This window comes from Hymenobacter qilianensis, from assembly GCF_014489555.1.
Lineage (GTDB): Bacteria > Bacteroidota > Bacteroidia > Cytophagales > Hymenobacteraceae > Hymenobacter > Hymenobacter qilianensis.
Genome location: NZ_CP060784.1, coordinates 1903745 through 1928047 on the forward strand (window position 1 = coordinate 1903745; position 24303 = coordinate 1928047).

A 24303-nucleotide genomic window follows, 5' to 3' on the forward strand; every position below is an offset into this window, starting at 1 on the left:
TTAATTAGGTTCTTCAAGTATTTTGCATCTCATAAAGGCATCAATCATGATTACCAGTAATGAAACATTTATTATTTCGTAAGGTTCAGTAATATTTGAGCTTTTGTTGATTTCATTCAATAATCTTTTCTCAACTTCTGAAAATATACTATCAGCATGCGTTTGTATTATTGATAACTCATCTTGCCCAGGATTTGCACTAATAATATCTCCTTTTACTTTTAAATAATGCTGCCTGATATTAGCTAACGTGAAATATGTCATATTAGTATTCTGCTGATCATGTTCTTTATATATTGCAGATAACTTGCCAACAAAAAGTCCGTATTCGTCTATTATAGGTTTGTATTTTTTTACATTATTATAAGCAATCTTCTTTTCTATAGTAAAAGGTTCGTTTTCCTGTTTAGTAGGGTTATTGTCTGCAAGTCTTTTTCCAAGAATGTTGATCAATTTTGAAAGGTTGCTAGTAATATTCCTGCTCTCCTTTAAGATATTGATGTCTCCTAGTGCTGCAAAATTATCCCCAAGCCCTGAGCTAGTTTGATCTATCATTTTCCAACGTTGATATCTCTTCCTGAAGCATAGTTGCTTCCAGACCCAGAACTAGTCTGTTGATTCGCCCTAGCGTTTGCTCCAACAGTTTGAGTGGACGAGTTAATCTCCTTCTTTAAATCATTGTTTTTCAGTAGTTGTAAAATATTCACGACTAAAGATGCTGCGGCAATAGCCCAGCCAGAGAATTTGATAAATTCTTCGCTCATTGTGATTGTATAAATGTTAAGGTCTTGTCCAAAGGTATCAAAAGTGAGCGTGTATTTGCTAAATTCATTAGCTGCTTAACTAAATTAAATGCTACGTAAGCTTCGTTAGCTGCAATTCAGGATGTTGTCCAGCAGCAATAACAGGTAAACACCTATGTCTTCTGCACCAGCTTAAACCCATCCTTCGTCACAAGATACTGCTGACCCTGAATGGTGATGGTTTCGCCTTCCAGCAGCTTGCTTAGGTCCTCGATGTCGCCCTCGATGGTGTGTAGGGAGAAGCCGTGCTGGCGGGCCAGGGCGAGGTAGCGCGGGTTGACGTAGTCGCGCACGCCGCAGAGGATGATGCGCACGTGGGCCGTGGTGTTTTTGAGGAGCTTGGCGTCGCGGGGAAGGTGTAGTTGTCGGCAATCAGGATGAGGTCGGGAGAGTCGGAGCCGGTGAGCTGCTGGGCGTAGAGCAGGGCTTCGGCGTCGTTTTCGGGCGCGTCGCCGCCCCCGCCGGCCTTCATCGTTTCGATGAGCTTGTTTTTGATGGCCTCGTAGCTGTCGGTTTTTACGTGATAAAGGCCGCCGGTTTTGCCTACGCGCTTGTCCTTGTCGTTCTGGTCGTTGCCATCGTTGAAGAACACGAAGGTTTTCTTGTCTTCGAGGGCGCTGAGCTGTAGCCAGGCCAGCAGGTCGAAGGTGTAGGGAAACATGCTGCCGGTGGCGTCCGTCACTACCACTTCCTTCGGCCACTCGGGGTGGCGCTGCATCACGCGGGCTACTACGTTGGCATCGGCGGGCAGGGGCAGCTCTACGGCGGCGGTATCAGCGGTGGCCAGCAGTTCGCCGGCTTTGGTAATGCGGGCCTCGCAGTAGTCGTTTTTGTGCTGCTTGTTCTTCTTTTTCAGGAAGACGCGGTAGAGCCGGGCCGCCGAATCGGGGAGGGCGAAATGAGTAAAGCCCATATCCGCCTCGCCCAGCAGCTGCAAGGGTCCGATGGGAAGCCGCACCGCGCCTTTGGCCACAAAGGGAAACGTTTTGCCATTGATGGGAAAACCGGAGTGGAAGCCCACGCTCTTGCGGATGGCCGCTTCCAGCTCGGCCGTGCACAGAGGCTTGGCGGTGGGCAGCACCTTCACCGCCTGCACGGAGCCGTCGGCGTTTACTTTCAGCTCAAACTTTACAATCTGGGCGTCGCGCTGGGGGCACTTGTAGCTCTGGCGCAGGCTGCGGGCCATCTGACGGTAGGTGAAGCGGCTGGGGGGCAAATTGCAGGCTACGGCTTTGCCCTGGCTCTTTTTGGCGGCTTTCGGCCGACTCTTTTCTAGAAGGCGCAGCTTGTGGGTGAGGCTGTCGAGGTCGGCGCGGCTGGTGGCGGCGGTGGCGTGGCGGGTTACGTACACCACAAAGCCGTGAAAAAACGGCTGGCACTCGGTGGGGCTGTTGCAGCCGGTTTGCTCCACCAGCGTCCACGTCACCGACTCATCTTGCACCAAGCCCGGCACGCCAGCAGCCAGGTTGCGGAGGCGGCTGAGGTTGAGCTGGCGCTGGTTGAACGTGGGGTTCAGGCGAAAGGCCGTGTACACCAGATCAACCCGCACGATGTGACGCTCCTTCAGGCGCAGGGCCTGCAAATCGGCCCCCGAAAAGGTGGAGGGCAGCTGCAGCGCCTCCAGGTCCGGCAGTGGCTGGTAGCGGGCGGTGCGGTAGGCGTTCAGTTGGTCGTAGAAGGTGTTTAGCTCTGTATCGAGCGGTGCGCTTTGGGCGGAGGCGGCGCGGGTAGTGAACAGAAGAATAATACCACAGAGAAAAGCTCGAAACGATATGCATGACATAAAATAGAATAGAAAACACAAGAGAGTGCAAAATACGGGTTTGCTGGAAAGCAGCCGAGGTTATTTTGCCCCCCAGCCTCCATTGCTCAATATCCTCTGGGAGAAGGGGGCGCAGGAATGCCAGCAGCTTTTAGTAATTAGATACTCTAAATCTGACCTTAACTCATCCCTAGTGCTTCCTACCTATCGGCGCCTGCTGTGCGCGTTATTGCTGCTTCTGCCTGCCACACTCCGCGCCCAAGCTACCTTCACCCCAGCGCAGTACGAGCAGGATTTCGACTACTTCTGGACGACGGTAAAGCGCAATTACTGCTACTTCGACAAGAAGCAAACCGATTGGGAAAAAGTCCGGCAAGCGGCTGAGCCGCAGCTGAAAAGCGTCACAACCCGCGCCCAGTTTGTGCGCCTGCTGGAAAACGCCCTGAATGAGCTGTACGACAACCACGCCTCGCTCTCCACGAACCTGCCCGACTCGCGCCGTCTGATACCGTCGGCTACCGATGTGTGGGGGGCATTTATAGAAGGCAAAGCTGTGCTGGTGGATATCCGCCGCGGATTGGGGGCCGAGCAAGTGGGGCTGCGACCCGGTATGGAAGTATTGGCCCTAAACGACATGCCTATAGAGCAAGCTATTCAGCCCTTTATTGGCCGCAGCTTAAAGACCGTAGATGACGCAGCCCGTCAGGTAGCCCTCAACCTGGCGCTGGCCGGCGACCATCGCACCCCGCGCAAGCTAACAGTGCGGGTGGGGGGCAAAAAGCAAGACTTTTACCCCGACAAAAACGGCCTCGCCCTGGAAAACATCCAGTACACCGGACTGCTGGAAAGCAAGCGCCTGGGCACCATTGGCTACGTCAAAATCAACAACAGCCTCGGCAACAACGCCCTGATTGCCGCCTTCGACAGCGCCCTGACGGCCCTAAACGACACGCAAGGTCTTATCCTAGATTTGCGGGAATGCCCCAGCGGGGCAACACCACCGTGGCCCGCGCTATTATGGGCCGCTTTATCACGCAGGAGCAGCCCTACCAGCGCCACGAGCTAACGGCCGAAGAAGTGGAGTTTGGCGTGGAGCGCACCTGGATAGAGCTGGTATCACCCCGACCTAATCCTTACACCCAGCCGCTTGTGGTGCTGGTAGGGCGCTGGACGGGCAGCATGCCCGAAGGCATAACCATCGGGCTGGATGGCATGAAGCGCGCCACGGTAATGGGCACCGAAATGGCCCGCCTGAACGGCGCCATCTACTCTTTTCGGATACCAAACTCAGGGATTGGGTTTAATATTCCGGCCGAGCGACTGTATCGAATTGATGGGTTGCCTCGGGAAAACTACGTGCCACAGGTAATTGTACCGCCATCTGCGGGTGGCAGCGACAAAACGCTGGAAGTAGCATTGCTTCGTTTGCGCAGAAGCTCAAAGCATTAAATCTGCTTTGCCGCTGGCATTAAGTGGCGGCCGCGGCGCTAGCAGTCGTGATCAAAAAGCCCCCCACAGGTTGTAGAAACCGCTGACGCAGCAAGCAAGACCCTTCGGGCAGCCCAGGCACCAGCCTAGCCCCGTGTGGCAGTGCAAAGAGTTAACTCTTGACATGACCTACGTCATGGATTCAGCCGCGTGCGTGGTCTTCCTTTGCGGAGCGGTAAAAAATGAATAGGCTATGCGTGTTCTAGAAGCAAAAAAGGTAAGCGAGCGACCATTACAGCTAGCTCCTGATCAGGCTCCCGGGTGGCACAGCCTAGAAGCGGATGCAGTGCTGGCGCGGCTACAGGTGTCGGCGAAGGAGGGGTTGAGCGAGGAGGAAGTAGCGCGACGCCAGCAGCAGGTAGGCCTGAACCGAATGACGCCAAAACAACAGCAGAGTGCCCTGGTTATGTTTCTGCTGCAGTTTCACCAGCCGCTGATTTATATTCTGCTGGCCGCCACGGTGGTCACTATCTTTCTGCAGGAGTACACCGATGCCATTGTGATTTTTGCCGTGGTGTTTATCAACGCCATTATTGGCTACGTGCAGGAGTCGAAGGCGCTGACCGCCATCAATGCCTTAGCCCAGCGCATGACGGCCCGCGCCCAGGTTATCCGGGACGGCCGCCGGCATGAAATAGAAGCCTTGCAACTCGTGCCCGGCGACGTGGTGCTGGTGCAATCGGGCAACAAGTTCCCGGCCGATGTGCGTCTGGTGAAAGTCCGCGACCTGCAGGTCGACGAATCGGCGCTGACCGGCGAATCGGTGGCCGTGGAAAAGAGCACTGTAGCCGTGCCCGCCGACAACGTGCTGGGCGACCGGCTCTGCCTGGGTTTTGCCTCCACCAGCGTCACGTATGGACAAGCAACAGGAGTGGTAGTAGCCACCGGCGACCAGACCGAGGTGGGTAAAATTCAGCAGTCCATTGCCGGCGCTGAAGACCTGGAGACGCCGCTCACCCTGAAAATCAAAGAGTTCAGCCAACTGCTGCTCTGGGTCATTCTGGGGCTTTGCGTGGTGGTCTTCGTGGTGGGTATACTGCGCGGCGAAAGCAAGGCCGACACCTTTATGATTGTTGTAGCCCTGGCCGTGGGGGCCATCCCGGAAGGCTTGCCGGTGGCCGTTACCATTATGCTGGCTCTGGGTGTATCAAAAATGGCCGCCCGCCGGGCAATTATTCGCAAGCTGGTGGCAGTCGAAACCCTGGGCAGTACCAGCGTTATCTGCTCCGACAAAACCGGCACGCTCACCGAAAACCAGATGACCGTGCAGCGAATAGCCGCTGGGGGCAAATGTATCAGGTAGAAGGCCTGGGCTACCGGCCCGAAGGCCAAATTCGGTGCGGCCAAGAGGTAGCTGACCTTACCTCCAACCGGGCCCTGCAACTCTGTCTGCACGCCGGCTTGCTCTGCAACGACAGCGCCGTAAAGGAAAAAGAGGGAAAATGGATTGTGGAGGGCGACCCGACCGAGGGAGCACTACTTGTCGCGGCCGGCAAGGCGGGCTTCCAGCGGACCCAGTTGGAGGAAGCCTACCCGCGCTTGGACACCATACCGTTTGAGTCCCATTACCAGTATATGGCCACGCTCCACGGCGGCGTTAGGGCTGTTATTTACCTGAAAGGGTCGGTGGAAGCCGTGTTGGAGCGCTGTGCCAAGAGTATGCAGGCCAATGGGGACCTGGCCCCACTGGATAAGGCCGTGATTATGCATCAGGTAGAAACTATGGCCAATGAAGGGATGCGCGTACTGGCCTTTGCCACGGCCGACGCCCCCGCTACCCTGGCAGCCATCAGCCACGACTACACCAGCCGGGACCTGGTGTTTCTAGGCCTGCAAGCCATGATTGACCCGCCACGCCAGGAAGCCATAGAGGCCGTGCGGCTCTGCCAGGCAGCGGGCATCGACGTGAAAATGATTACCGGTGACCACGCGGCCACGGCCGCCGCCATTGCCGGCGAAATTGGGCTGAAAGGACGCCAGCACAACGGCAAGCTAGTGGCCCTGACAGGCAAGGAGCTGCAGCAGATCGACGATAAAACGCTGGAAGAAGTAGCAGAAACTACCTCCGTGTTTGCGCGCGTGTCGCCCGACCAGAAGCTGCGGCTGGTCAAAGCCCTGCAGGCCCGCGACCGGGTGGTGGCTATGACTGGTGACGGCGTCAACGACGCGCCGGCCCTCAAGCAGGCCAACATCGGCATTGCCATGGGCATCACCGGCACCGACGTGGCCAAGGACGCGGCCGACATGGTGCTCACCGACGACAACTTTTCTTCTATTGAAGGGGCTGTGGAAGAGGGCCGCGGGGTGTTCGACAACCTGACCAAGTTTATAGTCTGGACGCTGCCTACCAACCTGGGTGAGGGCCTTACCATCCTAGCGGCTATTGCCTTTGGTACTCAGCTGCCCGTGCAGCCGATTCATATTCTGTGGATAAATATGACCACGGCCGTGCTGCTGGGCCTGACGCTGGCTTTCGAGCCAAGAGAGCCCGGCATTATGGATCGTCCGCCCCGCCCGGCCAGTGAGCCCATCCTTACCCGCGACCTGATCATGCGCACGCTGCTGGTGGGGGTGCTGATGTTGGTTGCCACGTTTGGCTTGTACCTGTATGAGCGGCGGTACCAGGGAGCCTCGCTGGCCGAAGCCCAGACGATGGCTACTACGGTACTCATCGTGCTGGAGGCGTTTTACCTGCTGAGCTGCCGCTCCCTGGTGAGGCCAACGCAGGAAGTTGGTTACTTCTCCAATATGTGGGTGTACTACGGCATTGCCGCCATGCTGGCCCTGCAAGCCGCCTTTATCTACGTGCCTTTTATGAATACCCTGTTTAGCTCGGCTCCGCTAAATGCCCCCCAGCTACTGCGCATTCTAGGAGCGGGCCTCGTCCTGTGGCTTATCGTGAGCGTGGAGAAGCACCTGCGGTTTCGTAGCCTTGTCCGAAGCGCCCGGCAGCCCCGAACATTGCCGGCAGTTGGCTAGTACATCCGCAAAATGCCCCCAGTTACCGGTAGCGCCGGTGCAGGCGTTGGGACAACGCTGTACTCGTAACTTCCTGGGTTTCCTCGCTCTCCTTTTTGACCTCTATGATATATCTGCTCGCGCTGCTGCCTATTCTGCTGCTCGTTGTTGTCTCGTTGACGAAGGGCGTTAAGGCAGCGGTGCTGGTAGGCTGGGTGGTGACGACGATCCTGTTCTTTTACTGGGGCGCGGGCCTGAATCACTACCTGGGGGCGCTGGCGGTATCGTTGCTGACGACGGTCAATATTCTGCTGATTGTGCTGGGCGCGGTGTTTCTCTACACCATCATGCAGCACACCGGACTTATCGGGCAGCTTACGCACTCTCTGGATCAGCTTCACCCTTCCAAGGAACTTCGGTTTTTCCTGCTGGCTATTGGCCTGACGGCCTTTTTTGAGGGCGTGGCGGGCTTTGGCACTCCCGGCGCTATTGTGCCCCTTATTCTGATTGCCCTGGGTTTCGAGGCAGTGCTGTCGGTGTCGGTAGTGCTGCTGTTCGATGGCTTGTTCGCCTTGTTCGGGGCCGTGGGTACGCCTATTCTGATTGGGCTGCAATTACCCCTGGGCTTGTCGGCCGCCGAGGTGCAGACCATCGGTATTACGGCGGCCGGGCTCATCAGCTTGGTGGGACTGCTGGTGCTGGGGCTGGTGTTTCGGCTGGTGGGCCGGCAGCACGGCGCGCTCAAGAACCGACGTCAGGTGCTGGTACTGTATGCGTTTATCATAGTGCCATTTTGTGCGCTGGCCTGGCTGGCGCCCGAGCTGGCTACCGTATTTGGTGCCCTGCTTATGCTGGGCCTAGCGGTGCTGTATCTGCGGCAGCGCGGCACGAGTATCAATCTGTGGCCCTGGCTGCCGTACGCGGCGCTAGCCTTGCTATTATTGCTGCCTAAGCTCCTGGCTCCCTTGCGGCTGTGGCTGGGTTGGGAATTAGTCTTCGCGGATATGTTTGGCTCCGGCATTCGGGGTAGCCTCAAGCCGCTGCAGTCGCCGTTTCTGCCGTTCGTAGCGGTAGGGCTAGGCGTGGCTTATTTCCGCCACAGCCCCTCCCTGCACCTGCGCGAACCGTTGGGCAAAATGGTGAGCGTGTTTGGGGTGTTGTTTCCGTCGGTGGCTATTGCCCAGCTGATGATTTATTCCGGCGTGCAGCAGCCCTCTATGGTCAAGTACATAGCCGAGCTACTCAGCCGGCTCGGACCCGCCTACCCGGTGCTGGCACCCTTCATCGGTGTGATGGGCGCTTTTATTACGGGCAGCACTACTATTTCCAACCTGGTTTTTGGAGCCTCCCAGCAGCACACAGCCGCCTCTCTGGGCCTGAGCACTACCGTGGTACTGGCATTGCAGCTGGTAGGGGCGAGTCTGGGCAATGCTATCTGTCTGTTCAATATCATTGCCGCCGCCTCCGTCGCGGGCATCAAGAACTACAAGACTATCCTGGCGAATAATCTGGTTCCTACGCTTCTGGCTGCGTTATTGGCGGGGCTGCTGGGCATGGCCTGGCTGCTGATCAGCGCTTAAGCAGGCCTGGGGGCTTTTTGTAGCTTGGCTGATCAACTTACGCCATCACAAAAAGCCCCCCAGATCACATGACCTACATCGCCTTGCTACGCGGCATCAACGTGGGCGGCCACCGCGTGACGATGGAAGTGCTGCGCCGCCTCTTCACGGAGCTAGGCTTTGCCAACGTGCGCACCTACATCCAAACCGGCAACGTGTTCTTCGACGCGCCCGTGCAAGACAGAGCCTTGCTTACCGCCCGCATTGAGCAGCACCTAGAGCAGGCCCTGGGCTATGCCGTGCCCACATTTCTGCGCAGCCCGGAGGAGCTGGAGCATCTGCTGGTCCTCAATCCCTTCAGTCACCTCACCGTGACAGACGACATGCGTCTGTGCCTGATGTTTCTGACCGACTCCGCGCCTACCGGCCTGGTGCTGCCGCTCCGCTCACCCAAAGGGGATATGGAAATCGTGCACCTCACCGACCACGAAGCCTTCGTTATCTGGCACATCATCGACGGCCGCGCGCCAGCTACCCTATCTTTTCTGGATAAAACACTTGGGCGCCGGACCACTACGCGCTTCTTCCCCACGGCCGCCAAAATTCTGGCAGCCGCAAGGAATAGTTGAGTAGCGCGGAAGTACTCACACCTCCTTAACAGGCTGTTTGAGCTAGCAAACAAATGCCTTTATCATGTAGAGACGCAATATTTTGCGTCTTTTCGTCGAATAGTTCTTTCGCAAGGAGACTCCAACTATTGCGTCTCTACGCTGTATTACCTGAACAGCTTCTGAAGCGCAGTTATGAAGCTTGCTTCAGAGCGTCGGCGACAGCTTTGGATAGGGGAGTAGTCGGGCGGGCGATGAGCTTGGAAAGTTGCCGGCTGTCATCGAAGAGAGCACCCTGGGAGGCACTTACGTCCCAGCCAGCAATAGCCTCAGCCAGCCCTTTGGGCAAGCCAAAACCAGTAAGCGCAGCGGCATACTCGGCGGCGGGCAGATCCCGGTAAGGAATCGTTTTGCCGGTCTGGCGCGAAACTTCAGCAGCCAGATCAGCAAGCGTATAGGATTCGTCGCCCGCTAGCTCGTAGGTCTGGCCGGCGTGCCCTTCGCCGGTGAGGGCCGCTACTGCCGCCTCGGCAAAGTATTCCCGTGTAGCCGACGAGATGCGACCTTCCTGCGCGCTGCCCAAAAATGCCCCCCGGCCAATGCGCCCGGAATCGAGCCCAGGTGGTTTTCGGTGTACCAGCCATTGCGCAGCAGCGTGTACTCCAGACCGGATTCTTTAAGCAGCGCCTCGGTAGCAAGATGCTCATCCGCCAGGCTCAGCGACGAAGTATCGGCGTGCAATACGCTGGTATACACAATTCGCTGTACACCAGCCTGCTTGGCAGCCTCAATGACGTTGCGGTGCTGGGCTATGCGCTGTCCCACTTCGTTGGAAGAAATTAAGAGCAGCGTATCGACGCCGGCCAGCGCGGCGGGGAGCGTATCGGGCTGGGAATAGTCAGCTTGGCGGGTCGGTACACCTAAGTCAGCGGCCTTGGCCTTGGAGCGCACCAGCCCAATAATGTGGTCAGCCCCAATCTGGGCTTTTAGTTTTTCAACAACTAGGCGGCCTAGCTGCCCGGTGGCTCCTGTGATGGCGATAGTCATAGAGTATGTGTGTAATCAGTGAATGAAAAGCCAAAAGTAAAATGTATACTTACATAAAGTAAGTACGTACAGAAAGGTAAGTATGAAAAAAGATTCGATTTTGCCCCCCAAGCAACCTGATACGCTTTCCGACAAGTTTCAGCGCGGCGATTTGATGGCAGAGGCCTGCCCGTCGCGCACCGTGCTCAAGCACATGACCAGCCGCTGGGGAGTGTTGGTACTCATTGCCTTACAAGGCCCCACAACCCGACGCTTCAGCGAGTTGCGCCGGCTGATTGGCGGCGTGAGTGAGCGGATGCTGGCTCAAACCCTGCAATGGCTAGAAGCAGATGGCCTAGTAAATAGAGTAGCCTTTGATGTGGTGCCGCCGCACGTGGAGTACAGCCTGACACCGCTGGGCCAGCAGGCCGCCGAGAAGGTGCGGGACCTGGCGGATTGGATTGAAACCAGCCTGCCGCATATTGCACAACGGTGGGCGAAACAGCCAAACCAAGAAGGAGCCCAGGAACCGGCCGTATCAGCGGATTTGCGCTAATGATTATATAATAGAAAAAGTAATTCGCGTCGTAGCTCTAATTGGCTGCCCAGAAATGGGGGAAAGCTCATTAGGTTGTCTAGCTAAGGTGAACCAAGCTGAGATATTGTTTCAAGTTACTTTTCAAATGGTTGGGTGCGAGGTAGCCGAGCGAAGAATGACGCCTTCCGGCGTTGTGATAAGCGATATGGTAGCTGATTTCCAGGTTGGCTTCGGTTAAGGCAGTGAAACGGCCACCGTCGACTAATTCGACCTTTAAGCGCTTCTAAAACGATTCGGCAAGGGTGTTGTCGTAGCAGTTGCCGCACCGGCTCATCCTTTGCAGCGCACCGTATTTGGCGAAAAGGCCTTAAAACAGGAGGCCGTGTACTGGCTGCTCTAGTCATAGTGCACGATGCGCCCGGCCGCCTAGCCGGCGGGCGGCGCAGGGCTGTGGAGTTCAGGGTCTCGTCGTATTAACGCCGTATGTCGGGCGAAGCCCTAATGGTTTTGGCTGCTATCACAGAAGAAAGCCCCCCAGAACTGTCCAGCCGAACCAAACCACCTCCATACCCATTGTGCTGCCCGAAAATGAAGCAGACCCTGAACTACCAAGTAGTTCAGGGTCTGCTTGCCCCCGGAAAGTGGTGGCCCACCAGCTGAAGCGAGCGGAATAAAGAGCTAAAGTTAGAGCGGATTGTGCTTGCCAAACAATTGGTTACGCGAGCCATAATTTTTTTTGATGGCGAAAAGACTCGCAAAAGTGCGTTGTCTAGTCCATTAGGTCGAAAATAAAATTTGCGAAAAGCGGCGCGAAAAAAAACCACCATGGCCGATGAGCTACCGAGCGCAACAATGCCGTAGTTTTGCAGCATGCTTCAACCAAAAAACTTGTTGATGAAGCGCGGAGATACCCTGCTCGGCAGGGAGCCGCGAGTGGACCAAAAGGTCTTCGCCGCCATCGGTTCTCCCGATTTTGCCTCTGGTATTTCCGTTATTTTTTTTGAGTGCTGCCCCGCTACCGTTTCGGATTCCGAAACGGTTTTTTTATGTCCGTTGAGTTCATCGACTGCTGCTCCGCACCCGATTAATATATCCCCCGGACGCCAACACCCTCTCTGCCAACGGTGGCGGCTGCCGCCATTGCCTCGGCCCACACCAGCCGCCAGTTTCTCCGGCATGGGTAGTGGTAGATAAGAATGCACATTGTCCGTTTTAGCTAGACGCCCTCACTTTTCCTTCACTTTGGTATGGCACGTAAAGACCTGCTCGACATCGCATCCCTTCACCGTGAGGAAATCGAGTTCCTGCTCGACCAATCCACATCCTTTAAAAAGCTGTTCACCCGGTCGGTGAAAAAAATCCCCGCCCTCGAGGGCAAGTCCGTGCTCATGCTGTTCTATGAGGCCAGCACCCGGACGCACTCCTCCTTCGAGGTCGCGGCCAAACGCCTCTCGGCGGAGGTAACGAATTTCAACGTCGACCATTCCTCCATCACCAAGGGCGAGTCGGTGCGCGAAACAATCGAGACGCTCCAGGCCATGCGCACCGACTACATCGTCGTCCGTCATAGTCACCCTGGACTGCCCGGCATGATTGCCCGCCAAACCACGGCTTCGGTCATTAATGCCGGCGACGGGGCGCACGAGCACCCGACGCAGGCCTTGCTGGACGCCTTCACCATCAAGGAAAAATTTCCTGACCCTCGGGGCAAAAAAGTCCTCATCATCGGCGATATTCTCCACTCCCGCGTGGCGCGCTCTACCAGCACGTTGCTGCAAAAGCTAGGCGTCGAGGTCGCTTATCTCGGCCCGGGGTCGCTGGTGCCCAAGTATGTCCCGGAAAGCATTCGCCGCTTCACCGACTACGAGGCGGCCATGGCCTGGGCACCCGATGTGGTGTACCTGCTCCGTGTGCAGATGGAGCGCCAGGACGTGCAGTTTTTTCCCAACGTCCGGGAATACCACCGGGTCTACGGCATCACCAACGCCCGGCTGGCGGAAATCCGTGACCGCGGCCTCTACATCATGCACCCCGGCCCCGTGAACCGGGGGTCGAGCTGTGCGACGCCGTGATGGACTACGAGCGCAGCCTGATCACTAACCAGGTCGAAAATGGCATCTCCATCCGCATGGCCGTGCTCGACTGGCTCACCCCCGGCGGGGACTTCCCGAAGCAGGAATCAACCTATGCCACGCGGCAGCGGGCTAGCTCGACAGTGGTGATGCCCTGACCGCCGGACGCAACGGCTGACGCCGCTCTTTCATTTATATCTTCCATACCCCTTGCCGGTTTACAGCAATTATTACTTCATGCTTCTCCTTCAAAACGCCCGCATAGCCTCCGAAAATTCACCCGTGCTTCTTGAGAGCGATGTCCTGATTGTCGAAGGAAAAATTCAGGGCATCGGCCTCAACCTGGCCATTCCCGAGGGTGCCCGCATCATCGACGCGCGTGGCCGCATCCTTATGCCGGGCATGTTTGATGCCCACGTCCATTTCCGCGCGCCCGGATTTGAGAACAAGGAAACCATCACCACGGGCAGCGAAGCGGCCATCAACGGCGGCATTACTGGCGTGGTCATGATGCCTAACACCCGCCCGGCCCTCGACTCGGCAACGGCCGTGGCTACGGTGCTGGAAAATGCTAAGGACCGGTCCCGCATTCCGGTGTACACCTCCGGCTGTGTCACTAAGAACCGCGAGGGCAAGGAACTGGCGGAAATCGAGGGCATGCACAGGCTCGGCGTGACAATGCTCACCGACGACGGGGATACCACTAGCGACCCGGCGGTGCTGCTGCGGGCCATGCAGTACGCCACCGAGTTTGGAATGTTTTTCGCCAGCCACTGCGAGGTGCCGGAGCTGGCCGGGCCGCGCGCCCTCAACGAAGGGGTGATGAGCTACCGGCTTGGCATCAAGGGCTCGCCGGCTTGCGCTGAGGAAATCATCATCGACCGCGACATCCGCCTGGCCCACGCGGCGGGCGCGCACGTGCATATCCAGCACGTGTCCAGTAAGCTCGGTATGGAAACTATCCGCTCGTGGAAGTCGCGCGGCGACGTGAAGGTGACGGCGGAAGTAACTCCGCACCACCTGTTATTCACCGACGAAGACATCGGCGACTACGACACGAATTACAAGATGAACCCACCGCTACGCACGCAGGCGGATTGTGATGCCCTGCTCGAAGGGCTCATCGAAGGCGTATTCGACCTGATTGCCACCGACCACGCGCCGCACACGCCGTTCGAAAAAGCACAGGATTTCATCAGCGCGCCCAACGGTATCACTGGCTTGGATACAGCCCTGGTGTCGCTCCATCACTTCTTCGTTGAACCCGGCAAATTTGGGTGGGATTTAGTGGTGAAGCGCTATTCGGCGGAGCCACGCCGCCTGATGGGCCTGCCGGTACCCGCCATTGAAGTAGGCCAACAAGCTGAGTGCGTCTTATTCGATACTGAAGCGGAAACGACCTTCACGCGTGAATTCATGAAATCCAAATCCCAGAACACGCCCTTCATCGACCAGACGTTGAAAGGCCGGGTAGACTTAGTGGTTTTAGGTGCGGAAATCCTGCTAGAGCGCAGATAGGTAGAATGTCATGCTGAGCTTGTCGAAGCATCTCCACCGCTTCGTTGCAACCTCGTGCAAAATTATTAATGACAGAAAAGGAGAAAAATCAACTCATCAAAGGGCTATTCCTGACAACAGGTATCGTCCTTGGTGTCATGCTCAGTCAAGTAGAAGATGGAACAGATGGGATTCTTTTTGCAGTACTGAGTGCTGGGCTATTCTTCGCAGCATTTCTTGTCGCTGATAATACAGGAAAAAGTAAACTCCTTCTGTATTCTGCTGCAATTATAGTCTGGCTCATTATGTACAGGTTTCTTCAACTGCCATAACTGTTTCAGCCCAGTATGTACGTCTACATTCTGACCAATCAAACCGTTTTGTATATCGGCAGATGTACTGATTACGGCATTTAATCCGACTTGAGAAGCAATTGATTTAGATATTTGGGAAGGTTGATCCCAACGAAGCGGTAGAGATGCTTCGGCAAGCTCAGCATGACGTTTTGATAACTTCGATGAATACACCTTCCTCCCCTAATACCCCAAGCCCCTAGTCGGCGTGATCATGGGCTCCAGCAGCGACTGGGACACCATGCAGCATGCCGTGCAGATTCTCGCGGACTTTGGCGTGGCCCACGAAGCGCGGGTGGTGTCGGCCCACCGCATGCCCGACGACTTATTTGCTTACGCTGAACAAGCCGGTCCGCGCGGCTTGCAGGCTATCATCGCCGGTGCGGGTGGTGCCGCCCACCTGCCGGGCATGATGGCCGCCAAAACCGCGCTGCCTGTGCTGGGGGTGCCGGTGGCCAGTCGCCATTTGCAGGGGGTGGACTCGTTGCACAGCATCGTGCAAATGCCCAAAGGGGTGCCCGTGGCCACGTTTGCAATTGGCGCTGCCGGGGCGGCTAATGCGGCGCTGTTCGCCGTCAGCCTGCTGGCCCTGCACGACGCGGCCCTGGCGGCCAAGCTGCAGGCGTTTCGCGCCGAACAAACCGAAGCCGCTCGCGCCATGACCCTGCCCATATGAGCAACGACAGTCACGTAACCACCATGATTCCTGTTTTCCCAGGTAGTGTAGACGCCGCAGGCCAGCGGGCTACCCTGGGGGTGCTAGGGGCGGCCAACTGGGTCGGATGTTTGTGCACGCCGCCCAGCGCCTGGGCTACTTCACCGCCGTGCTGGAGCCCGACGCGCAAAGCCCGGCCGGGCTCGTGAGTCACCACCACATCCAGACCGGCTACGACGACCCGGCCGGGCTGGCTCAACTGGCCCACCTGTGCCAGGCCATTACCACCGAGTTTGAAAACGTGCCGGCCCAGGCCCTGCAAACGCTGGCGCAGACCCGGCCTGTGGCGCCTGGCGCGGCCGTGGTGGGCATTGCCCAAAACCGCATTGAGGAAAAAGCCCACTTCGCGGCCTGCGCTGCCGTGTCGGGGGTGACCTGTGCGCCCTATGCGGTGATTGAGACACCGGCCCAGCTGCAGGCCGTCCAGGATAACCGAGCGGATTTGCTGCCTGGCATCCTTAAAACCGCGCGCATGGGCTACGACGGCAAGGGCCAGGTTCGCGTCAAGACCGCCGAGGAACTGGCTGCTGCCTGGGCGGAGTTGGGCAGCGCCGCATGCGTGCTGGAAAAGATGCTGCCGCTAACCGCTGAGTGTTCGGTGCTGGTGGCGCGCGGCTGGGACGGGCAAGTCGTCAGTTTTGCCCCCCAGCGCAACGTACATGTCGACGGCATTTTGGCCGTGACCCACGCCTACAAAGGAAATTTGCCCCCCGCCCTGGCAACTAGTGCCCGAGATGCGGCCGTTTCCATCGCTCAGCATCTCAGTTATGTCGGGGTGCTGTGCGTCGAGTTTTTTGTGGTGAAAGACGGCAGCGCGCACGGCAGCTTGGTGGTCAACGAGATGGCCCCGCGCCCGCACAACAGCGGCCACTACACCCTGGACGCCTGTGACGCGTCGCAGTTTGACTTGCAGGTCCATGCCATGGCGGGCTTGCCCTTGCCACAGCCGCGCCAGCATTCCCCAGCCATCATGCTCAACCTGCTGGGCGAGGTGTGGTTTGATGCCAACGGTCAACCGCAGGAGCCGGACTGGCACTCCGTACTGAGCTTGCCAGGAACCCACCTGCACCTGTACGGCAAGGTGCAGGCGCGCGCCGGCCGCAAGATGGGTCACCTGACCATCACCGGTCCGGATGTCGCCAGTGTCAAAGCCGTGGCGCGCCGCGCCGCTGGTTTGCTCCACTTGCCGGGGCAGGACGCCATCTAGAGGCCATTTTCTGCTCTTGACCAGCCTCCCGCACTTTGTGCAACGGTAGGCGCCGCCAAGCTCGAAAAGAGGCCACAAGAATGAATCCCCAGCGGCTGTGCGCTAGTGGTTTACAACCGAGAAAGCCTCTCGCGTCGTGACTCCAGTTGCTTGTCCAAAAATGGGGTGATTATTAATACTCTGAACTCTAGTATAAACTCGTTGGGCGCACTTATGAATGGCCGTTATTAAGTATTTATGCTTACTACAACAATCAGTCGCTTATCATAATTCGCCTTCTAAGACAGTGAAAAGGCAAGAGGTGCTGAGTTAAATATGGTGTGACGCGTCCGCTTGAGATAGCTTAATAGTTGGAAAGCTCGGCCTGTAAATCTCGCAGCAGTTCCTCGGACGAGACCACAAAGCCGGTCTTGTCGTTCATCGGAAAGGCATCAATCAAGTGGCCTATGTTTGCTGCTTCGGGCACCACCTGCTGCATGAAGTGTTCCAAGGCGAGTGGCTCGACCGTGTAGGGGCTCCATTCCCCAACTTTATTCAACTCGGCATAAGCGGCTGCCGGCCAGATGGCCAGCAGGTGTTTCCCCTCTACTTCGCTCATGGCGCAAGTCCCGTACTCGTCCACTAAAACGAAGACTATTTCGGTGTCGGCTACGTGTTTAATAAGATGCTGATAGCGCTTGAATGCTGGTAGCTTAGAGACGGCTTCAATTTCTTTCGGATTGGGGTTGCGCATATAATAAGGATGGGCTCGATAAGGTTCTACTGGCAAGCTTACACGCTCGAATTTACAAGCTCTAGCGAAGCTGCCAATCAGCAACCGTGAAAGTAGATAAAACGCAGATAGAAGGCTGCGCAGTCACTCATATCCATTCCTTAAAAAGTCGCTTGACATAAGAAGAGTTATACCCCCAGCCTCGGAATAGTGACGGTTTGACTCATACTCACCTGAACGATTCATCCGTAGTACTTTTGAAATATCAACCTCTTCCAATAAGGTTTCCTTATCTGTCAGCGCCACGTAACAACTCCTGCGTACGGTTGGCTGCCTGTTTTTGGCAGCGCCGGGTAAAGCTGCCTGATGTGAATTTTGTAACTCCAGCTTCTTCTGCTTTTAAGGTAAGCAGTGGCTAAACCTCAGCAGCTGAAGCACCTGATAAAAAGCCCCCCAGCACCAAAATTCAGTGGTGCGGAAGCTACTCCAGCTTTGACTGATTAGCGCACGTATAGTAGCTTCCTGTTTCCAAAGCTCTGTACTTGTCCGTATGCTTTCTGAACCCACCTACCTAGCGGCCCGCGTGGTGGCCCCGATGATTGAAGCTCACTTTATACGGCATCGGGCAGCGGCCAGCGCCCAGCAGGCGGTCAATCTGGGGCCGCCACCGTCGGCGCATCTGGTGGAAGTGATGATAGATGTAGCGTTTTGGGCTAGTCTGCGCCGGGAGGAGGGGCACCCACCCAAGATTTCGCTGGCTTTGCTGGAGCCCACGCAGGCAACCCAGGCCGTGGAGTTTACCAAGCGTCGCCTTATACCCTATAACCTGCTCAAACTAGCGCCTGCCGTAGAGCTGCCGGGCATTCACCTGGGGGTGTGGTACGATGAAGAGGGCCTCTATGTGTGGGGCACCGCCACAGGCACACCGCCGCTGTGCTTTGTACTGGAGGTAGTGGAGCCCGGCCTGCTGGTAGCCAAGCACCGCCGCGCCGATGGCTTCGGCAAGTTTGTGAACGTGGCCATCCTGCGCGGCGAGCAGCTCCAGCTGGTCGATATCGAAAACACGGCCGTAGATGACTGCCCCGCGCTACAGAAGTTTCTGCCCGAACCAGGGCTGCCCGATGCGGCCGGCGAGCTGGATACTGTGCTGGTGGAGCTGGCGGGCGTGATGCGCGCCCACGGCCGGGGCGGATTGGTGCTGGTGGTGCCCACCGAGTCGAACAAGTGGCAGGAGTCGATTGTGCATCCCATGACTTACCCCGTGCTGCCCGTGTATACGGGCATTGCCGAAGTTCGGCAGCAGGAGCAAGCCAAGTGGGAGTGGCGGGAAGAGATTCAGCGGGCCATTGGCATCGTGGGGGCTTTACAGCCGTGGATGGGGCCACCATCATCACCCGCGACTATCATCTGCTGGCCTTTGGGGCGAAGGTAGCCCGCGCCAGATCCAGCACGCCCGTCGATAAAATGGTGCTCACGGAACCCGTCGTGGAAAGCGAGGCCAAGTACATGCATCCGGCCCAGAACGGCGGCACCCGCCACCTCGCCGCCGCGCAGTTTGTGTACGACCAACGCGACACTGTGGCCCTGGTAGCGTCGCAGGATGGCTTCTTTACAGTGTTTGCCTGGTCAACTTCCCTGGAAATGGTGCACGCCCACCGCATTGATGTGCTGCTGCTGTAGGGGGCTATTGATCTTAGAAAGCATTTTGCGATTTTATATTGGTGTCATGCAGAGCATGTGGCGCATCAAGCCAGGGACGAAGCATATCGCGTGCTGATGAAGGATTACTAATCTTAGTAAACACGCGAGATGCTTCGCTGCCGCTCTGCATGACCGCCAAATTTCCATTATTGATTACCAAACTGACTCTAACCTGTTTATAGGCAACCTATGCTTGTTTTTGCGTAAGGCTATGTAGCTGCCGTGCTTCTGCTTACAGCTTATGTGTAAACCAGCTTTTATACTTCTCAAAACAACGCCTAATGAACAGACGACCACTTGTAGTTACGGCCATTCTTCTCGCTGGCCTTACCGCTGCCTGCAACCAATCGGGCCAGGAGCAGCGCGACCAGGCCCAGAACACCGAAACCTCTTCGATTGCCGACCAGATCAACCGCGCCCCGCTCGAAACCCGGGAGGCCAACGTGCCCGGGCAGCGCCCCACTTTCGCCGGACAAACCCGGGCCAAGGGCGTGAAATCGACTGCTGCCTTTGAGGTGACGGTGCTGGCGAAAGGTCTCAAAAACCCGTGGGCCGTGGAGCCGCTGCCCACCGGCGACCTGCTGATAACTGAGAAACCCGGCATGCTGCGCATTGTATCGGCCACGGGGAAAGTGGGAGAGCCCATCAAAGGGTTGCCCGAGATTTACGTCTCTGGGCAAGGCGGCCTGCTGGATGTTGCGCTGAGCCCAAATTTCAAAACTGACCAAACGATTTATTGGTCTTTTTCCGAGCCGCGCGGCGACAAAGGCAACGCCACCAGCGTAGCCAAAGGGGTGCTTTCCGCCGATCGCCGGAGCCTGAGCCAAGTAAAAGTGATATTTCGGGCGCTGCCCGCCTACGACGGCGACATGCACTACGGCTCCCGCTTAGCGTTTGGGCCGGATGGTATGCTGTACGTGAGTCTGGGTGAGCGCTCCGACAAGGAAATCCGGCCCCAGGCTCAGCAGATGAATAGCCACATGGGCAAAACCCTGCGCATCACTCCCGACGGCAAGCCCGCCCCGGATAACCCATTCATTAAACAGGCCGGTGCCTTGCCCGAAATCTGGACGGTGGGGCAGCGCAACGTACAGGCTACCGCGTTTGATGCGCAGGGGCAGCTTTGGTCCGTGGATATGGGGCCGCAGGGTGGCGACGAGCTGAACCGTCTGGAGGGCGGCAAAAACTACGGCTGGCCCTTGGTAACGTTTGGCGAAGAGTACTCCGGCGAGCCCGTGCCCAACTCCGTCACCACCAAGCAAGGCTTCGTGGACCCTGTCTATTACTGGGATCCGGTGATTGCGCCGTCGGGGGCTCAGTTCTATACCGGCGCCGCTTTTCCGGCCTGGCGCGGCAACCTGTTTGTGGGGGCGCTCAAAGACCGGGAGTTGGTGCGCCTGCAAATCGAGAATGGCCGCGTAACGGGCGAAGAGCGTCTCCTTTCCGACCGCAAGCAACGCGTGCGTGATGTAAAACAAGGGCCGGACGGCGCGCTGTACGTGGTGACGGATGAGGCCGACGGCGAGCTGTGGAAAATTGCCCCCCAGGCTGGCTCGTAGAAAGCAAGACAAGCGCTGGGGGCAAATTGCCGCTGCCTGTATTCATTTAGAACCCAAAAGCCCGACGAGAATAAGGTTCTCGTCGGGCTTTTGGGTTTCTAGAGCAGGTTAAAAAGAGTTGCCCCTCCCAATGTAGATTGGTGGGCATAGCAGTCACCTGGCGTCGAAATAGGGAAAGAAAGTCCGGCCGCAAACTTACTTCTGCGCCGGGTTTGCCCCCAGCGCTTGTCCCGCCACGCCTGCTGCTGTTGGGCGTCCAGAAACGTCCAGGCCACGATGCGGCTGCTTTTCTGACCCTGCGCCATGTTGATGGTGCGCACCTCGACGGCCCCTGCCTTTTCCAGCGACTTATACAGGCCCGGCAGGGTTTCCTTCTTGGATACCAGCGTCGTAAACCAGAAAATGTTGCTCTTGCTTAAAGTGCTTTCCTGGGCCATGCGCCACAAAAACGTAGCCTCGCCGCCGGGATACCACAGCTCCGTGGCCTGGCCGCCAAAGTTCGGGGCAGACGGAGTCTGGGGGCTTTTTGGGTGCCGAGGTTGTGCTCCTTACGCCGGCTGCTGGCTTCGGCCTCGGCCTGGGAGCCATGAAACGGCGGATTGCACATGGTCAGGTCGAAGAACTCCTTGGGCTCGACGATATCGTTGAAAATCTGGGTGGAGGAAATTTGGCGGCGTATGTCTACGTTGCCGGCCAGGGTGCTATTGCTGGCAACTATCTGCTTGGCCATGCGCAGGGCTACCACATCCACATCAGTGCCCACGAAGCGCCAGCCGTACTCCTTATGCCCGATAATAGGGTAGATGCAATTGGCCCCCACGCCAATATCAAGCACCCGAATGCTTTTGCCTCTGGGAACCACGTCGCCATTGACGGAAGCCAGCAAATCAGCTAAGTAATGAACGTAATCGGCGCGGCCGGGAATGGGCGGGCACAGGTAGCCGGCCGGAATATCCCAGTTCTGAATACCATAAAACTGCTTCAGCAACGCCCGGTTCAGCGCTTTTACGGCTTCAGGGTTGGCGAAGTCGATGCTGGTGTCGTCGTACTTGTTCACGGCCACAAACGGCGCCAACTCCGGCGAAGTCTTGATTAGCTGAGGAAAGTCGTAGCGGCCGCGGTGGCGGTTGCGCGGGTGCAACGGGTCTTTCTCGGCGGTATCCTGGGGCGGTTGGGTTGTCATTGGGGTAGAGGGGTAAATGAAGGCGAATCAAGACTGCTCTAGCATTGACTATTGACTAGTAAATCAATAGGCGGTCATGCAGAGCGGAGCCGAAGCATCTCGCGTGCTGACGAAGGATTACTACTCTTACTAAACACGCGAGATGCTTCGCTCCGCTCTGCATGACCGCCTGCTTAAGCTACAATATGTACTCGTATGACAGGCAATCCAAGTCAGTACAGCGCTACTCAGGCGCTAGCAAACGCAAAAGCGGCCGCAGCTCCGAGGAGTTGCGGCCGCTTTATGCCGAAGGTTAGTACGCTGGCGTAGATCGTTTTATCAAAAGCTAAGCCTCGGCCAATTTAACAGAAACGGCGGTTGGTCCTTTCTGGCCCATGGCCACTTCGAACGTCACCTTGTCGTTTTCTTTGATCTGGTTGATCAACCCATTGGCGTGCACAAAAATGCTTTCCTGGGTCTGCTGATCCTTGATAAAGCCGTAGCCTTTCGAGTCATTAAAGAAAGACACCACACCCTTCCGAATAACGTCGGGCTGCTCCATGTCTTCCTGCTTCATGGTCGTAATCTGGATATCCTCCTGATTAATAACCTTCTTCTTTTTTGGATCCGGAGGAGAATCAACGATGTTGCCGTTTTCGTCAACGTAAGCCAGCATATCCTCTAGGCTCTGACCCTTCTGCGCGTTTGCTTGGCGCTCCTCTTTTTTCTCAGCCTTATCGGTACGCTTCTTTAATCGTTTTTTCTCATTCTCTTTTTTACCAAACGTTGCTTGTGATCTAGCCATTTTTATTTTTTGATTTTAAGTAATACACATTGTAATGCCAGGCAAAGCCAGAGGCTCAAAGCAGGCCATCATCTTACTACAGACGGCGAAAAACTAAAGTTCAGCACAAGGCATAAACGTCTTAGTATAAAGCTGAACCGCGGGGAGCACCTGCCTGATGAAAGAAGGAACGGGGCAGGGAATCATCAAAGTTACAGCAATTCAACTTCTTCCTGTTGTTGAGGCAGGTAAAAGCTGTCAAGTTCTATTACGTCGCCGGGGGCAAATCGTGCAAATAGATAGCGCCAACCCGCACGCGCAGCAGGCGCAGCGTCGGAAAACCGACGGCTGCGGTCATTTTGCGCACTTGCCGATTCTTGCCTTCCGTGAGCGTAATGGATACCCAGCTGGTGGGGCCGTGACGGTCATCGCGAATTTTGCGGGTACGGGGGGCAAATTCCGGTGCCGTTTCTAATTTAAATGCGGTGCAGGGCGTGGTCTGGTATTTTACGTCGCGAATACCAATTTCGACGCCTTGTTGTAATTGCGCAATTGCCTCGTCCGTAATTATTCCGTCGACCTGGGCGTAATATTCTTTCTCTACTTTTTTGCTGCGCACCAATTCGCTCATTTTTCCGTCGGTGGTGAGCAATAATAGCCCTTCACTCGACTCATCCAAGCGCCCGATAGCCATCGTGCCTTCCGGAAAATTGTGTAAGTCGCCGAGCAACTTCTTCTTTTTTAATTCACAGACGAACTGACTTAAATAGCCATACGGCTTGTGAATTATGAAGTGTTGATGCGACATGTACGAGACGAATTAAATTAACTGGATGGGTAAGCGACGGATACTGCAATTGTTTCGGCAGGAAATAAGGCTGGTACGCAAAGATGTGTTATCTTATTACTAATCAAGAATTAAACTGATAATAAGCATCTTGGCTCCTCCCGTGGCGTGTGCGCTAACCGTTTGATGGAACAGCCACAACTAGCGCCGCTTCTACACCTTGACCCAACCTCGGCTCAACAGTCATCGTACAGCGGCCGACGGCAATGTATTAGCTAATGCCTATTTTCCATTTTCTGTTCCCTGACCATGAAATCCGCTCTGTTTTTCCTTTCCTGCGCCTCCGCTTTGTCGTTGGCTTCCTGCAATACCGACAAAAAAGCCGCCGTTGATGCGGCCACGACGCCCTCGGCCGATACGGCCGTGGTAGCTGATAACGACGTGGTGATGCTCTACCGCGAGCAAGGCAACCGCGTAGCCAATCGCGTCACTACCGATTTGGGTATTACCGACACCGCTCAGGTTCGCGAGGTGCGGCGTGTGTACGATACCCGCGCCACCCGCCTCGGGGAAGTAGACACCCGCTACGCCGCCGACACCACCGGCCGCACCACGGCCCTGCGCGAAATTGACCGCGACACCGACACCAAAATCAAGGACATTGTGAAGGACGATGACCGTTACATGACCTACGAGGAAAAGCGCGCCACCTATTACACGGGCGAAGAATACGCTGCCGAAGCGGAAGAGGATGTGCCTCAGTCTGGCGCTTCAAGTGCCGCCCCGCGCCCTGCTACTCCTGCTCGCCGCCAGGGCCCGGCCATTGTGAAGTCTGAGAGGAAGAAGAACGGTGAATCCAAAACCGTGTACGCCGACGGTCGCACCGTGAAAGTGGACAAAGACGGCGACCGCAAAATCGAATATCCTGACGGCACGAAAGTAAAGCGCGACGCCGATGATGGCGAGCGCAAAGTGAAAGACTAGATTTTGAGCCAAGCGCTTATTCAACAAA

Annotated in this window: 27 protein-coding genes and 1 pseudogene; 17 read left to right on the top strand and 11 right to left on the bottom strand. The window is 56.5% G+C overall.

The window, feature by feature from the left end; all coding sequences use genetic code 11:
- From H9L05_RS08800 to H9L05_RS08810, 3 genes are all read right to left on the bottom strand, one after another.
- Window positions 1–555 (bottom strand): ABC-three component system protein, encoded by a 555-nt coding sequence (locus H9L05_RS08800; RefSeq protein ID WP_187733841.1) that lies wholly within the window; start codon window positions 553–555, stop codon window positions 1–3.
- A complete protein-coding gene (locus tag H9L05_RS08805) occupies window positions 552–764 on the bottom strand; it encodes a hypothetical protein (protein WP_187733842.1) in 213 nt (70 codons plus the stop codon). Before H9L05_RS08805 ends, H9L05_RS08800 begins: the two co-directional genes overlap by 4 nt.
- 241 nt (window positions 765–1005) lie before the next feature.
- Window positions 1006–2586 carry an energy transducer TonB gene (locus tag H9L05_RS08810; RefSeq protein ID WP_187733843.1) on the bottom strand — a complete coding sequence of 527 codons (1581 nt, stop codon included), beginning with the start codon at window positions 2584–2586 and terminating at the stop codon, window positions 1006–1008.
- Between the two features lie 172 nt (window positions 2587–2758).
- Here H9L05_RS08810 and H9L05_RS08815 point away from each other — a divergent pair, with 172 nt between their 5' ends.
- The 6 genes from H9L05_RS08815 (at window position 2759) to H9L05_RS08835 (ending at window position 9199) form a co-directional block, all read left to right on the top strand.
- Window positions 2759–3631: a hypothetical protein gene (locus H9L05_RS08815; RefSeq protein WP_187733844.1), complete on the top strand. Its 873-nt coding sequence runs from the start codon at window positions 2759–2761 to the stop codon at window positions 3629–3631.
- Window positions 3583–4014 carry a S41 family peptidase gene (locus tag H9L05_RS08820; protein WP_187733845.1) on the top strand — a complete coding sequence of 144 codons (432 nt, stop codon included), beginning with the start codon at window positions 3583–3585 and terminating at the stop codon, window positions 4012–4014. The genes H9L05_RS08815 and H9L05_RS08820 overlap by 49 nt, the downstream gene beginning before the upstream one ends.
- A 232-nt stretch (window positions 4015–4246) precedes the next feature.
- Complete coding sequence (locus H9L05_RS23435; RefSeq protein WP_223284827.1) at window positions 4247–5356, top strand: cation-translocating P-type ATPase; 1110 nt, start codon at window positions 4247–4249, stop codon at window positions 5354–5356.
- A complete protein-coding gene (locus H9L05_RS23440) occupies window positions 5344–7032 on the top strand; it encodes an HAD-IC family P-type ATPase (RefSeq protein WP_223284828.1) in 1689 nt (562 codons plus the stop codon). The genes H9L05_RS23435 and H9L05_RS23440 overlap by 13 nt, the downstream gene beginning before the upstream one ends.
- A 104-nt stretch (window positions 7033–7136) precedes the next feature.
- Window positions 7137–8591, top strand: coding sequence for an L-lactate permease (locus H9L05_RS08830; RefSeq protein WP_187733846.1), 1455 nt, complete (start codon window positions 7137–7139; stop codon window positions 8589–8591).
- Between the two features lie 68 nt (window positions 8592–8659).
- On the top strand, window positions 8660–9199 hold the full coding sequence (locus H9L05_RS08835; protein WP_187733847.1) for a DUF1697 domain-containing protein: 540 nt from the start codon (window positions 8660–8662) through the stop codon (window positions 9197–9199).
- Window positions 9200–9371: 172 nt separating this feature from the next.
- Here H9L05_RS08835 and H9L05_RS26040 read toward each other — a convergent pair whose 3' ends face one another.
- Together H9L05_RS26040 and H9L05_RS26045 are read right to left on the bottom strand one after the other, a co-directional pair.
- The gene (locus tag H9L05_RS26040; RefSeq protein WP_317175161.1) at window positions 9372–9761 is read right to left on the bottom strand and encodes a Rossmann-fold NAD(P)-binding domain-containing protein; all 390 of its coding nucleotides are present in this window, start codon (window positions 9759–9761) and stop codon (window positions 9372–9374) included.
- Window positions 9695–10225 carry an NAD(P)H-binding protein gene (locus H9L05_RS26045; RefSeq protein ID WP_317175162.1) on the bottom strand — a complete coding sequence of 177 codons (531 nt, stop codon included), beginning with the start codon at window positions 10223–10225 and terminating at the stop codon, window positions 9695–9697. Before H9L05_RS26045 ends, H9L05_RS26040 begins: the two co-directional genes overlap by 67 nt.
- A gap of 82 nt (window positions 10226–10307) precedes the next feature.
- Here H9L05_RS26045 and H9L05_RS08845 point away from each other — a divergent pair, with 82 nt between their 5' ends.
- A complete protein-coding gene (locus tag H9L05_RS08845; protein WP_187733848.1) occupies window positions 10308–10760 on the top strand; it encodes a winged helix-turn-helix transcriptional regulator in 453 nt (150 codons plus the stop codon).
- A 79-nt stretch (window positions 10761–10839) separates the two neighbouring features.
- Here the strand turns inward: H9L05_RS08845 and H9L05_RS26830 are convergent.
- A pseudogene (locus H9L05_RS26830) lies at window positions 10840–11013 on the bottom strand (IS3 family transposase); the annotation flags it as partial.
- A gap of 976 nt (window positions 11014–11989) precedes the next feature.
- On the opposite strand from H9L05_RS26830, the gene H9L05_RS08855 reads away from it, so the two are divergent.
- From H9L05_RS08855 to H9L05_RS08875, 6 genes are all read left to right on the top strand, one after another.
- Window positions 11990–12814, top strand: a complete 825-nt coding sequence (locus H9L05_RS08855; protein ID WP_223284829.1) for an aspartate carbamoyltransferase catalytic subunit — start codon at window positions 11990–11992, stop codon at window positions 12812–12814.
- On the top strand, window positions 12814–12972 hold the full coding sequence (locus H9L05_RS23445; RefSeq protein WP_223284830.1) for a hypothetical protein: 159 nt from the start codon (window positions 12814–12816) through the stop codon (window positions 12970–12972). The genes H9L05_RS08855 and H9L05_RS23445 overlap by 1 nt, the downstream gene beginning before the upstream one ends.
- Before the next feature lie 79 nt (window positions 12973–13051).
- Window positions 13052–14332, top strand: a complete 1281-nt coding sequence (locus H9L05_RS08860) for a dihydroorotase (protein ID WP_187733849.1) — start codon at window positions 13052–13054, stop codon at window positions 14330–14332.
- Window positions 14333–14400: 68 nt separating this feature from the next.
- Window positions 14401–14643 carry a hypothetical protein gene (locus tag H9L05_RS08865; RefSeq protein ID WP_187733850.1) on the top strand — a complete coding sequence of 81 codons (243 nt, stop codon included), beginning with the start codon at window positions 14401–14403 and terminating at the stop codon, window positions 14641–14643.
- A gap of 235 nt (window positions 14644–14878) precedes the next feature.
- Window positions 14879–15340, top strand: a complete 462-nt coding sequence (gene purE, locus H9L05_RS08870) for a 5-(carboxyamino)imidazole ribonucleotide mutase (RefSeq protein ID WP_187734225.1) — start codon at window positions 14879–14881, stop codon at window positions 15338–15340.
- Window positions 15341–15437: 97 nt separating this feature from the next.
- Window positions 15438–16586, top strand: coding sequence for a 5-(carboxyamino)imidazole ribonucleotide synthase (locus tag H9L05_RS08875; RefSeq protein WP_223284927.1), 1149 nt, complete (start codon window positions 15438–15440; stop codon window positions 16584–16586).
- A 343-nt stretch (window positions 16587–16929) separates the two neighbouring features.
- Here the strand turns inward: H9L05_RS08875 and H9L05_RS08880 are convergent, their stop codons facing one another.
- Window positions 16930–17319 carry a DUF2750 domain-containing protein gene (locus H9L05_RS08880; protein ID WP_187733852.1) on the bottom strand — a complete coding sequence of 130 codons (390 nt, stop codon included), beginning with the start codon at window positions 17317–17319 and terminating at the stop codon, window positions 16930–16932.
- 529 nt (window positions 17320–17848) lie between these two features.
- Here H9L05_RS08880 and H9L05_RS08885 point away from each other — a divergent pair.
- The 3 genes from H9L05_RS08885 (at window position 17849) to H9L05_RS08890 (ending at window position 20558) form a co-directional block, all read left to right on the top strand.
- The gene (locus tag H9L05_RS08885; protein ID WP_223284831.1) at window positions 17849–18730 is read left to right on the top strand and encodes a putative sensor domain DACNV-containing protein; all 882 of its coding nucleotides are present in this window, start codon (window positions 17849–17851) and stop codon (window positions 18728–18730) included.
- Window positions 18670–18978, top strand: a complete 309-nt coding sequence (locus H9L05_RS23450; RefSeq protein ID WP_223284832.1) for a hypothetical protein — start codon at window positions 18670–18672, stop codon at window positions 18976–18978. The genes H9L05_RS08885 and H9L05_RS23450 overlap by 61 nt, the downstream gene beginning before the upstream one ends.
- A gap of 302 nt (window positions 18979–19280) precedes the next feature.
- A complete protein-coding gene (locus H9L05_RS08890) occupies window positions 19281–20558 on the top strand; it encodes a PQQ-dependent sugar dehydrogenase (protein WP_187733853.1) in 1278 nt (425 codons plus the stop codon).
- Window positions 20559–20656: 98 nt separating this feature from the next.
- Here H9L05_RS08890 and H9L05_RS24945 read toward each other — a convergent pair whose 3' ends face one another.
- The 4 genes from H9L05_RS24945 to H9L05_RS08905 form a co-directional block, all read right to left on the bottom strand.
- The gene (locus H9L05_RS24945; protein ID WP_262892695.1) at window positions 20657–21034 is read right to left on the bottom strand and encodes an RlmF-related methyltransferase; all 378 of its coding nucleotides are present in this window, start codon (window positions 21032–21034) and stop codon (window positions 20657–20659) included.
- Window positions 20974–21741 carry a 23S rRNA (adenine(1618)-N(6))-methyltransferase RlmF gene (gene rlmF / locus H9L05_RS08895; RefSeq protein ID WP_262892657.1) on the bottom strand — a complete coding sequence of 256 codons (768 nt, stop codon included), beginning with the start codon at window positions 21739–21741 and terminating at the stop codon, window positions 20974–20976. The genes H9L05_RS24945 and rlmF overlap by 61 nt, the downstream gene beginning before the upstream one ends.
- A 325-nt stretch (window positions 21742–22066) precedes the next feature.
- Window positions 22067–22525 (bottom strand): cold-shock protein, encoded by a 459-nt coding sequence (locus H9L05_RS08900; protein ID WP_187309662.1) that lies wholly within the window; start codon window positions 22523–22525, stop codon window positions 22067–22069.
- 247 nt (window positions 22526–22772) lie between these two features.
- A complete protein-coding gene (locus H9L05_RS08905) occupies window positions 22773–23312 on the bottom strand; it encodes a pseudouridine synthase (protein ID WP_187733854.1) in 540 nt (179 codons plus the stop codon).
- A gap of 288 nt (window positions 23313–23600) precedes the next feature.
- Between H9L05_RS08905 and H9L05_RS08910 the strand changes: the two genes are divergently transcribed.
- On the top strand, window positions 23601–24275 hold the full coding sequence (locus H9L05_RS08910; protein WP_187733855.1) for a T-complex 10 C-terminal domain-containing protein: 675 nt from the start codon (window positions 23601–23603) through the stop codon (window positions 24273–24275).
- The last annotated feature ends 28 nt before the right edge of the window (window positions 24276–24303 follow it).

Excerpts from the sequence above, each read along its gene's own strand:
- H9L05_RS08820 (WP_187733845.1), top strand. The coding sequence starts at position 3,583 with ATGGGCCGCTTTATCACGCAGGAGCAGCCCTACCAGCGCCACGAGCTA.
- H9L05_RS08800 (WP_187733841.1), bottom strand. The coding sequence starts at position 555 with ATGATAGATCAAACTAGCTCAGGGCTTGGGGATAATTTTGCAGCACTA.
- H9L05_RS08830 (WP_187733846.1), top strand. The coding sequence starts at position 7,137 with ATGATATATCTGCTCGCGCTGCTGCCTATTCTGCTGCTCGTTGTTGTC.
- H9L05_RS26045 (WP_317175162.1), bottom strand. The coding sequence starts at position 10,225 with ATGACTATCGCCATCACAGGAGCCACCGGGCAGCTAGGCCGCCTAGTT.
- H9L05_RS08910 (WP_187733855.1), top strand. The coding sequence starts at position 23,601 with ATGAAATCCGCTCTGTTTTTCCTTTCCTGCGCCTCCGCTTTGTCGTTG.
- rlmF (WP_262892657.1), bottom strand. The coding sequence starts at position 21,741 with ATGACAACCCAACCGCCCCAGGATACCGCCGAGAAAGACCCGTTGCAC.
- H9L05_RS08805 (WP_187733842.1), bottom strand. The coding sequence starts at position 764 with ATGAGCGAAGAATTTATCAAATTCTCTGGCTGGGCTATTGCCGCAGCA.
- purE (WP_187734225.1), top strand. The coding sequence starts at position 14,879 with ATGGGCTCCAGCAGCGACTGGGACACCATGCAGCATGCCGTGCAGATT.
- H9L05_RS23440 (WP_223284828.1), top strand. The coding sequence starts at position 5,344 with ATGTATCAGGTAGAAGGCCTGGGCTACCGGCCCGAAGGCCAAATTCGG.
- H9L05_RS08855 (WP_223284829.1), top strand. The coding sequence starts at position 11,990 with ATGGCACGTAAAGACCTGCTCGACATCGCATCCCTTCACCGTGAGGAA.
- H9L05_RS08860 (WP_187733849.1), top strand. The coding sequence starts at position 13,052 with ATGCTTCTCCTTCAAAACGCCCGCATAGCCTCCGAAAATTCACCCGTG.
- H9L05_RS08905 (WP_187733854.1), bottom strand. The coding sequence starts at position 23,312 with ATGTCGCATCAACACTTCATAATTCACAAGCCGTATGGCTATTTAAGT.
- H9L05_RS08900 (WP_187309662.1), bottom strand. The coding sequence starts at position 22,525 with ATGGCTAGATCACAAGCAACGTTTGGTAAAAAAGAGAATGAGAAAAAA.
- H9L05_RS08890 (WP_187733853.1), top strand. The coding sequence starts at position 19,281 with ATGAACAGACGACCACTTGTAGTTACGGCCATTCTTCTCGCTGGCCTT.
- H9L05_RS08885 (WP_223284831.1), top strand. The coding sequence starts at position 17,849 with ATGCTTTCTGAACCCACCTACCTAGCGGCCCGCGTGGTGGCCCCGATG.
- H9L05_RS08865 (WP_187733850.1), top strand. The coding sequence starts at position 14,401 with ATGACAGAAAAGGAGAAAAATCAACTCATCAAAGGGCTATTCCTGACA.
- H9L05_RS08845 (WP_187733848.1), top strand. The coding sequence starts at position 10,308 with ATGAAAAAAGATTCGATTTTGCCCCCCAAGCAACCTGATACGCTTTCC.
- H9L05_RS23445 (WP_223284830.1), top strand. The coding sequence starts at position 12,814 with ATGGACTACGAGCGCAGCCTGATCACTAACCAGGTCGAAAATGGCATC.
- H9L05_RS08835 (WP_187733847.1), top strand. The coding sequence starts at position 8,660 with ATGACCTACATCGCCTTGCTACGCGGCATCAACGTGGGCGGCCACCGC.
- H9L05_RS08880 (WP_187733852.1), bottom strand. The coding sequence starts at position 17,319 with ATGCGCAACCCCAATCCGAAAGAAATTGAAGCCGTCTCTAAGCTACCA.
- H9L05_RS23435 (WP_223284827.1), top strand. The coding sequence starts at position 4,247 with ATGCGTGTTCTAGAAGCAAAAAAGGTAAGCGAGCGACCATTACAGCTA.
- H9L05_RS08810 (WP_187733843.1), bottom strand. The coding sequence starts at position 2,586 with ATGTCATGCATATCGTTTCGAGCTTTTCTCTGTGGTATTATTCTTCTG.